General features: G+C 67.3%; 11 protein-coding genes. 7 read left to right on the forward strand and 4 right to left on the reverse strand.

The features are described from left to right. Positions 1 to 24: 24 nt before the first annotated feature. Genes CA951_RS40460 through CA951_RS43720 form a run of 3 tightly spaced genes read right to left on the reverse strand, consistent with a single transcriptional unit; the run spans position 25 to position 1,085 of the window. On the reverse strand, positions 25 to 435 hold the full coding sequence (locus CA951_RS40460; RefSeq protein WP_087562220.1) for a VOC family protein: 411 nt from the start codon (positions 433 to 435) through the stop codon (positions 25 to 27). Between the two features lie 5 nt (positions 436 to 440). Next, positions 441 to 890, reverse strand: coding sequence for a helix-turn-helix transcriptional regulator (locus CA951_RS40465; protein ID WP_087562211.1), 450 nt, complete (start codon positions 888 to 890; stop codon positions 441 to 443). A 33-nt stretch (positions 891 to 923) separates the two neighbouring features. After that, positions 924 to 1,085 (reverse strand): hypothetical protein, encoded by a 162-nt coding sequence (locus CA951_RS43720; protein ID WP_179220503.1) that lies wholly within the window; start codon positions 1,083 to 1,085, stop codon positions 924 to 926. Between the two features lie 201 nt (positions 1,086 to 1,286). On the opposite strand from CA951_RS43720, the gene CA951_RS40470 reads away from it, so the two are divergent. The 4 genes from CA951_RS40470 to CA951_RS40485 all read left to right on the forward strand — a co-directional run bounded on the left by CA951_RS40470 (position 1,287) and on the right by CA951_RS40485 (position 3,504). Next, positions 1,287 to 1,988 carry an RNA polymerase sigma factor gene (locus CA951_RS40470; protein ID WP_087562212.1) on the forward strand — a complete coding sequence of 234 codons (702 nt, stop codon included), beginning with the start codon at positions 1,287 to 1,289 and terminating at the stop codon, positions 1,986 to 1,988. Positions 1,989 to 1,991: 3 nt separating this feature from the next. Next, positions 1,992 to 2,216 (forward strand): anti-sigma factor, encoded by a 225-nt coding sequence (locus tag CA951_RS40475; RefSeq protein WP_087562213.1) that lies wholly within the window; start codon positions 1,992 to 1,994, stop codon positions 2,214 to 2,216. 120 nt (positions 2,217 to 2,336) lie between these two features. After that, positions 2,337 to 2,627, forward strand: a complete 291-nt coding sequence (locus CA951_RS40480; RefSeq protein ID WP_087562214.1) for a hypothetical protein — start codon at positions 2,337 to 2,339, stop codon at positions 2,625 to 2,627. Positions 2,628 to 2,772: 145 nt separating this feature from the next. After that, positions 2,773 to 3,504 (forward strand): alpha/beta fold hydrolase, encoded by a 732-nt coding sequence (locus CA951_RS40485; protein WP_087562215.1) that lies wholly within the window; start codon positions 2,773 to 2,775, stop codon positions 3,502 to 3,504. A gap of 4 nt (positions 3,505 to 3,508) precedes the next feature. Here the strand turns inward: CA951_RS40485 and CA951_RS40490 are convergent, their stop codons facing one another. Next, positions 3,509 to 4,525, reverse strand: a complete 1,017-nt coding sequence (locus CA951_RS40490) for an Lrp/AsnC family transcriptional regulator (protein ID WP_087562216.1) — start codon at positions 4,523 to 4,525, stop codon at positions 3,509 to 3,511. A gap of 85 nt (positions 4,526 to 4,610) precedes the next feature. Between CA951_RS40490 and CA951_RS40495 the strand changes: the two genes are divergently transcribed. The 3 genes from CA951_RS40495 to CA951_RS40505 form a co-directional block, all read left to right on the forward strand. Then, complete coding sequence (locus CA951_RS40495; RefSeq protein ID WP_087562217.1) at positions 4,611 to 6,089, forward strand: MFS transporter; 1,479 nt, start codon at positions 4,611 to 4,613, stop codon at positions 6,087 to 6,089. 34 nt (positions 6,090 to 6,123) lie between these two features. Further along, positions 6,124 to 7,518, forward strand: a complete 1,395-nt coding sequence (locus tag CA951_RS40500; RefSeq protein ID WP_087562218.1) for an amidase — start codon at positions 6,124 to 6,126, stop codon at positions 7,516 to 7,518. Positions 7,519 to 7,683: 165 nt separating this feature from the next. Further along, a partial coding sequence (locus CA951_RS40505) for a nitroreductase/quinone reductase family protein (RefSeq protein ID WP_143543186.1) occupies positions 7,684 to 7,929 on the forward strand: 246 nt, incomplete at its 3' end.

A 7,929-nucleotide genomic window follows, 5' to 3' on the forward strand; every position in this document is an offset into this window, starting at 1 on the left:
GCTCGAACTCGGCGTTGCTCGCACTCAGCGCAACTCTTGGATGCGGACCATGTTGCCCGCGGGGTCGCGGAAGGCGCAGTCGCGGACCCCGTACGGCTGGTCGGTCGGCTCCTGGACCACTTCGACGTCGCCGGCCTGCAGTTTCTCGAAGGTGCTGTCGAGGTCCTTGGTCGCCAGGTTGATGGCGGCGTAGGTGCCCTTGGCCATCATCTCGACGATGGTCCGGCGCTCCTCGTCGGTGACGCCGGGGTCGGCGGCGGGCGGGTGCAGGACGATGGACGTGCCGGGCTGACCGACGGGGCCGACGGTGATCCACCGCAACCCGTTGTATCCGACGTCGTTGCGCACCTCGAAGCCGAGGATGTCGCGATAGAAGCCCAGCGCGGCGTCCGGATCGTCCTGCGGGAGGTAGGTCTGGTGAATGGTGATGTCCATGACCATCACGATAAGTGCGGCTCGGCGACCGGCGCTTCTCTATTCCTGATCGGTCTGGTGACTTGTTTCGCGACGCACGACGGGATGCCCGCCGTCGCCTGCTCGGCGTCGCGCTTGTAGGTGCTGGGCGGGACGCCGACCAACTCGGTGAAGCGCGTGCTGAAGGTGCCGAGCGATGCGCAGCCGACTTCGAAACAGACCTCGGTGACGCTGAGGTCGCCGCGACGCAGCAGCGCCATGGCACGCTCGATGCGTCGCGTCATCAGGTACGAGTACGGCGACTCACCGTAGGCGAGCCGGAACTGGCGGCTGAGGTGCCCGGACGACATGTTCACGCCGCGGGCCAGCGCCTCCACGTCCAGCGGCTGTGCGTATTCCCGGTCGATCCGGTCGCGGACGCGGCGCAGTCGCGCGAGGTCGCGCAGGTAGTGCGCCGGGGCAGGACTGCTGGACACGTACGAAATCGTGCCACGTCGAGCGACAGTTGCCTACCCTCGCGGATCGGCTCGACAGTGGTCGACGAGCGAGACGTGTTCGTGCGCCGCCGGGAGCCGGTCGCGTTCGGCGCCGCCGACGTGACGGGCTTCCGTCGAGCCGAGTTCCTCCCAGTAGCTTTCCGAACGCGCCTGCGGAGTTCGCCGAACGTTCATGCGCCGCCCTTTCGGGATTGCCGGGTCGGGTGGGTGGGGACCCGGGCCACAGCGACCGTTGCCGATCGCCGCGGACCGCCACCACCCCTCCGAATCGAGTCTTCCCCGCACCGTGCGGTCAAGACAGGGCCGTTCGGCCCTACCCACCACACGATCGGACGCGGACCGATCGACGGCTGCGGCCGAGGTCAGTAAGGTTGTATGTCTTCCGGCCGTCGCACGCGGCCACGCTTCCGGAGCACCTCGATCGCCGAGGAGGGGCGGATGACGGAGATCGACACCTCGTACGAGCAGCGCCTCGTCGACTCGTTGCGGGCGCGGGACGAGTCGGCTTTCGCCGAACTGGTCGACCGGCACACGCCGATGATGCTGCGGGTGGCGCGGGGTTATGTGGCCAGCGCCGAGGTCGCGGAGGACGTCGTCCAGGAAACCTGGATTGCCGTGCTGCAGGGCATCGACCGATTCGAGGGCCGCTCGACGCTCCGAACCTGGTTGTTCCGGATCCTCGTCAACATCGCCAAGAAGCGGGGTGTGCGGGACCGGCACGATTCCGACGCCGAACTGGCCGCCTTCACGGGCAGCCCCACCGTGGACCCGGCTCGGTTCCTGCCGAGGTCCGCCCCGGAGTATCCACACCATTGGGCGACGCCGCCGACCAGCTGGCCGGAGTCCCCCGAGGGTTCGGTCCTCGGTGCGGAGGTCCTCGACGTCGCGAGTCGCGAACTCGAGCAACTCCCCGACCGTCAGCGAATCGTGGTCGTCCTGCGCGACGTCCTCGGCTACGACGCCGCGGAAGTGTCCGCGATGTTGTCGATCACCGCGGCGAATCAGCGGGTGCTGCTGCACCGGGGTCGCGCACACGTGCGTCAGGCCCTCGAGGACTATCTCGGAACGGGAGCGTGAGACATGGACTGCCAGGACCTCGTCGAACTGGTCACGGCGTACCTCGAGGACGACATGGATCCCGACGCCCGGGCCCGATTCGAGACGCATCTCGGCGAATGCGCGGGTTGCGCCACGTATCTGGAGCAGATCGAGCAGACGGTGCACACCCTCGGCACGCTGCCCCCGGAGGAACTCGATCCGACGCTGCGCGACCGCCTGCTCGACGCGTTCCGGGAGTGGCGCTAGAGACGGCGGAATTCCCGCAAAAAATAATGTCCGACGGGGCGTAACGTTTCGCGCCCTCGCGGACACCGTTCGAGTAGCTGTGAACGCTGGGTTCGCGGCACTCGGACAGGAATTCAGACCATGAACGCACATTCGCACCAGGACGCACGACGCACCCACCGCGGCTCGCTGCGGAAGCGGATCGTCACCGTCGTGGTGGCCGCGGCCGCTCTCGGCGTCCTTCCCATCGGCGCCGCGGGTGCGGTTGCCCCGGTCGCCGACCACTCGGTAGTCGCAGTGGCCGCCCCCGACACCGGCCGCGACATCCCCGGCGGCAACGACGACCGGACCCGCGACCGCCAGCGCGACCAACGGCAGGAGCGCAGGGCCGAGGACATGCCCGCAATCGTCTGGACCATCCCGCTCACCTGACGCCCTGGTATTTGCATTACAGGTATTGACTGTAACCTAATGGTGGTCATAGTGTGCGGGTGGTCACAGAGCCGGCGCCCCTTCCCGAACGTAGGAGATGCACGACTCTGATTCGCACCAACCCACATAGGAGACAGCCGACACCATGCCCAAGACCTTCGTTCTCGTCCACGGCGCCTGCCACGCCGGGTGGACCTGGAGTCCAGTAGCCAAATATTTACGGGCACAGGGGCATCGAGTGTTCATGCCGACGCTGCCCGGCCTCGGTGCGGGGGACGACAAGGCCGAAGTCCGCCTTACCGACTCCGTCGACTACCTGGTCGACTACGTCCGGAAGCGGGATCTCACCGACATCGTCCTCGTCGGCCACAGCTGGGGCGGCTTTCCCGTCTCGGGCGCGTCCGTGCGACTCGCAACGCGAATCTCACGCCTGGTCTACTGGAGCGCGTTCGTGCCCCGCACCGGTGAATCATTGCTCGATCTGTGCCCACCCGCCTACGCCGACATGTTCCGGGCATTGGCGGACGCCTCGACGGACAACTCGGTGACTTTCCCATTCGAGGTGTTCAGCGCCACCTTCATGCAGGACGCAACACCCGAGACGCAGAGCCTCGTCCATCCCCTTCTCGAAAGTCAGCCGTTCTACACCATGAGCGAACCGCTGGATCTCGACGGGTGGGAACGACTGCAACTACCCTCCAGCTACGTGCTCTCCGAAGACGATCTCGCGTTGCCGCCCGGCGAATTCGGTTGGGCACCAAGATTCCCCGAACGCCTGCCCGGCGCTCCCGTGATCCACACCCCCGGAAGCCACGAATGCCAGTTCACCCAACCCGAGCCACTCGCCGCCGCCCTCGTCGAGGCCGCGGCCGGGTGACTTCCTAGACCGGGTCGTCGTGCAGTTTGGACAGCCCGGTGACGAATCCTCGGGCATCCAACAGGCGCCCCGAGTGCACTGCCGGCCGGATGACGACGGCGCGGTCGGCGATGCGGGCGCCGGCGAGGACCTTCTCGAGTAGTGCTTCGAATCGGTTGACGTCGGCCAGGTCTCGCACCCACAGGGTCATGACGAGGTTGTACCGGCTCGCAGTGGTCACCGCGAGCCGGACTTCCGCGAGCCGGGACAGCGTCGACCGAAGCCGGTCGATGGACGACGCAGGCACCTGCACGAAGTACCAGGCGTTGATCGGCCACCCGGTGTAGCTGCGCGCGACATCCGTCCGGATGACGAGGTCGCCCGAGTGGCGCATCGTGGCGATGGCGTCGGCAACTCGCTGCGTGCTGACGCCGGCCTTCGCGGCGATGTCGCCGGCCGGGGTCCGGCCGTCGCGGTACAACGCGCGGATGATGACTTCCTGAAGGTCGGCGGGAACCTGCCGGGCCGCACGCGGCCGCGGTGCTTTCGCCGCAGGGATCCGCCGGGCCTCGTCGTCGGAGAGTGCGTTCAACCTCCAGACACTGCCCTCCACGAGCATCTCGGTGACCAGGTGCGTACGGGCGTGGGTGATCAGACGCTGATCCCCCAGCCGGTCGATGACGAACGCCGACAGTGACTCCAGGTGCGGCGCCGCGACCACGGCGACGAGATCACGCCCACCGGACGTGTGATCGATGGTGCGCACGATTTCTTCGTCGGCGAGCAGAAATGCGGTCTCCGCAGCCTTTCCTTGCGCGCATTCGATCTCGACGACGGCCACGGCGGGAAAGTGACGCCGCTGCCCGCTGATCCACGCGAGCCCCTCTTCGGTGATCCTGGCCCAGCGCCGGGCGAGCGCAACCGGATCGGTCGAGAGAGCCCTACCCAGCTCGGTCCACGAGGCCCGCGGCTCCAGTTGCAGTGCGTGAATCAACCGTAGATCGGCGTCTCTGCGCAGAGAATCCTGATTCGGTGACGTCACTTTGCATCAATTCCTGACATTTTACCTATCGGATTTCAATCCAGCTGAGGATACGGCCACCACACGGTTTCTGCTGGAGGAACATATGAGCACTGCGCCACACACCGGCACGAGGCGGACCACCGGAACGTCCGCGGCCGTCGGTTTTCTGATCGTCATGGAGTTCGGCAGCGGTCTGCTGCAGGGGTGGTATCCCCCGCTCCTCACGAGCATCGGACAAGAACACGGGACCTCCGCGGCAGCGCTGAACTGGGTGAATGCGATCTTCCTGCTCGCATCGGTGGCCTGCGTCCCGATCATCGCCAAGCTCGGTGACATGTACGGCCACCGCAGGATGCTCGTGGCGTCCGCGGCGGCGGTGGCCGTGGGATCCTTCGTCGTCGCGTTCGCTCCGTCGTTCGCGGTGCTTCTCGTGGGCCGCGCCCTGCAGGCCCCGCTGATCGCCTTCCTACCCTTGGAATTCGCCATCGTCCGGCACCGCGCTCCCGACCGGGCGGGGCGCAACATCGGCCACCTGATCGGGGCACTCACCGGCGGTGTGATCGTCGGCGGTTTCGTCGCCGGCTGGTTCATGAGCCGAATCGACAACCTGACGGTGGTGCTGCTGGTTCCCGGAGTCATGCTGGCGCTGTGTGTTCCCGTCGCCCATTTCCTGGTGCGGGAGACGACCGTTCGCAGTGCGGGGCGAATCGACTGGGCCGGGGCGGCACTGCTGTCCGCCGGTCTGCTGATGGTCCTGGGAGGGGTGTCCAACGGCAACGCCATCGGGTGGGGAAGCCCACTGATCATCGTCCTCGTCGCCGGCGGTGCGGCCACCCTGGCCGCGTTCGCGGTGGTCGAGAATCGAACGGTCAATCCCCTCATCGACTTTCGCGTCCTGACCAAGGGGCGCCTGGTTCTCCCGATGCTCATCGCCGCACTGCTCGGAGCCCAGTCGTTCGGTTCCCAGGCACCCATCTCGCTGTTCTCGCGGGCCGACCCGAACGCGTACGGATACGGCCTGGGTGTGTCGGCCACGATCGCGGGCCTCCTGCTGTCGATCACCGCCACCGGCGCCTTCATCGCCTCGACGATCAGCGACCGGATCGCTCGCGCACTGACACCCCGTTACGCGGTCGCATTCGGCGCGCTCGTCAGCGCCGCCGCGTACACGGCGATGATCGTCTCCCACGACGGCGTGCTCGCCTTCTCGATCTGGTTGTTCCTGTTGGGCTTCGGCGTCGGAACGCTCACCGGCGTCGTACCTGCGATCATCGTCGGCCGCGCTCCCGAGGACTCGGTTGGAATCGCCTCCGGCATCTACAACAGCTCCCGAACGGGCGCGGGATCGATCGCAGGCGCGATGTTCACCCTGCTGATGTCGTCACTGGTCACGTCGGTGACCGTCGGTGAGAAGACGAGTTCGATCTCGTCGTTCACCTCGTACGCCACCGTCTGGGCGATCTGCGCCGCCCTCTGCATCGTCATCGCCGTCCTGTCCCCGTTCCTCGATTCGCGCCGCACGCGGACCGCGTCCGAGACCACCGCACTGCCTGCCGGCGAGAACGAGCCGGCCCCTGCCTGATCACGTCACGTCATCCGAACGAGAGGAAATACCCATGCCCGACCAGACCATCGCCGGACGCAACGTCGCCGAACTGAACGACGCCTTCGCCGCAGGATCGTTGACACCGCTCGACGCACTGGAGTCGACCATCGCGCGCATCGCCGCCAAGGACGACACGCACCGCGCGGTCTATGTGATCGACACCGACGAAGCCCGCGAGTCCGCCGAGCGCAGCGGTGAGCGGTGGCGCAGCGGCGCCGCACTGGGCCCGCTGGACGGAATCCCGGTGACCATCAAGGAGAACACCGCGAAAGCCGGTCTGCCGCAGTCGTACGGAACCGCAGCGCGGGAACCGGTGATCGCGACGGAGAACTCACCGGTCGTCGACCGCCTGCAGGAGGCGGGTGCGGTGGTCGTCGCCAGCACCAGCATGCCCGATTTCAGTGGGCTCGGCTCCGGGGTGTCGTCCCGGCACGGCATCGCCCGCAACGCCTGGAATCCTGCCTGGAACACGGGCGGCTCGTCCTCCGGTGCGGCCGTCGCCGCCGCGCTCGGCTACGCGCCGGTCAACATCGGAACCGACATCGGCGGGTCGATCCGCATCCCCGCGGCGATGAACGCCGCGTTCGGCTTCAAACCGTCCTACGGGCGCGTCCCGATCAACGACACCTACCTCGGTCGTTGCGCGGGCCCGATCACCCGCACCGTTCGCGACGCCGCCCACACGATGGCGCTCATCGCCCGCCCCGATTCCCGCGACCACAGCTCGCTCCCCGACGAATCGATCGACTGGACCGACCTGGACGTCGACATTCGTGGGCTGCGTCTCGGCGTCAATTTCGGCCCGGTGGAGGGCAAGACCGCCGACCCCGAGATCGTCGCCGCGATACGCCGGGCCGTCGCCGTGTTCGAGGCAGCGGGCGCGCAGGTGGAGGCCGTCGAGCCGTATCTGTCCCGGGACTACCTGAGCACCGGATTCATGCCGTTCTTCACCGCGCACCTGTGGGCGCAGATGAACGACAAGAACATCGTCGACGATCTCGGCCGGGCCGATCAGGAGATGGTCGCCGCGGTTTCGAGCATCGACTCGCTGTCCTCCCTCGAGCTCATCCAGGCGTACGACTCGATCGGGCCGTTCGTACAGGAGACCGTGAACATGCTCGGACGGTACGACGCCATCCTGTCCCCCACCGCCGGCATCCTCGCCGGACCGGCGGAGAGCCGGATGATGACCGAATTCGCAGGCCCGGCGAACTTCACGTCCGCGTTCAACGCCGCGGGCACCCCCGCCGCGTCGATCAACTGCGGCTTCTCGAAAGACGGAAGGCCGATCGGCCTGCAGATCGCCGCCGATCGCAGGCAGGACCTGACCGTTCTCCGGGTCGCCGCGTGGTACGAGGCACACCGCGGCCCCGAGGCGACACCGCAGTGGAATTCCCTCGACTGATCACGATCGGCGTTGGACCTCCTCACCGACGCTGCGGTAGGTGGCGAGACGGGCACTCGTCCGAGTGCCCGTCTCGGACCGATCAGGAATCGAGAAGCGCCGCTCCCCGGACCGCCCGTAGCGTCGTTGCCAGAACACGACGGCTGGACCGATGGGAGAGAGCGCATGACGACGAACAACCAAGCAGGCAAGCGCAAGCCGGGTACCCCGGGTGCGTTTTCACGGTGGATGCAGCGGAAGATGAACGCCCGCATGAACCGCAAGATCCGGCGCGGCCACGGCCAGTTCATGGGCATGGACGTGCTGATCCTCAACACCGTCGGCCGTCGGAGCGGTCAGCCGCGGCAGTCACCCCTGGCGTGGTTCGCCGACGGTGACGACGCCCGGCTGGTCGTCGCGTCGGGCGGGGGG

This window comes from Rhodococcus sp. NCIMB 12038, from assembly GCF_002165735.1.
Lineage (GTDB): Bacteria > Actinomycetota > Actinomycetes > Mycobacteriales > Mycobacteriaceae > Rhodococcus_F.

Coding starts and splice junctions, on each gene's coding strand:
- CA951_RS40460 (WP_087562220.1), bottom strand. CDS start 435: ATGGACATCACCATTCACCAGACCTACCTCCCGCAGGACGATCCGGAC.
- CA951_RS43720 (WP_179220503.1), bottom strand. CDS start 1,085: ATGAACGTTCGGCGAACTCCGCAGGCGCGTTCGGAAAGCTACTGGGAG.
- CA951_RS40470 (WP_087562212.1), top strand. CDS start 1,287: ATGTCTTCCGGCCGTCGCACGCGGCCACGCTTCCGGAGCACCTCGATC.
- CA951_RS40475 (WP_087562213.1), top strand. CDS start 1,992: ATGGACTGCCAGGACCTCGTCGAACTGGTCACGGCGTACCTCGAGGAC.
- CA951_RS40480 (WP_087562214.1), top strand. CDS start 2,337: ATGAACGCACATTCGCACCAGGACGCACGACGCACCCACCGCGGCTCG.
- CA951_RS40485 (WP_087562215.1), top strand. CDS start 2,773: ATGCCCAAGACCTTCGTTCTCGTCCACGGCGCCTGCCACGCCGGGTGG.
- CA951_RS40495 (WP_087562217.1), top strand. CDS start 4,611: ATGAGCACTGCGCCACACACCGGCACGAGGCGGACCACCGGAACGTCC.
- CA951_RS40500 (WP_087562218.1), top strand. CDS start 6,124: ATGCCCGACCAGACCATCGCCGGACGCAACGTCGCCGAACTGAACGAC.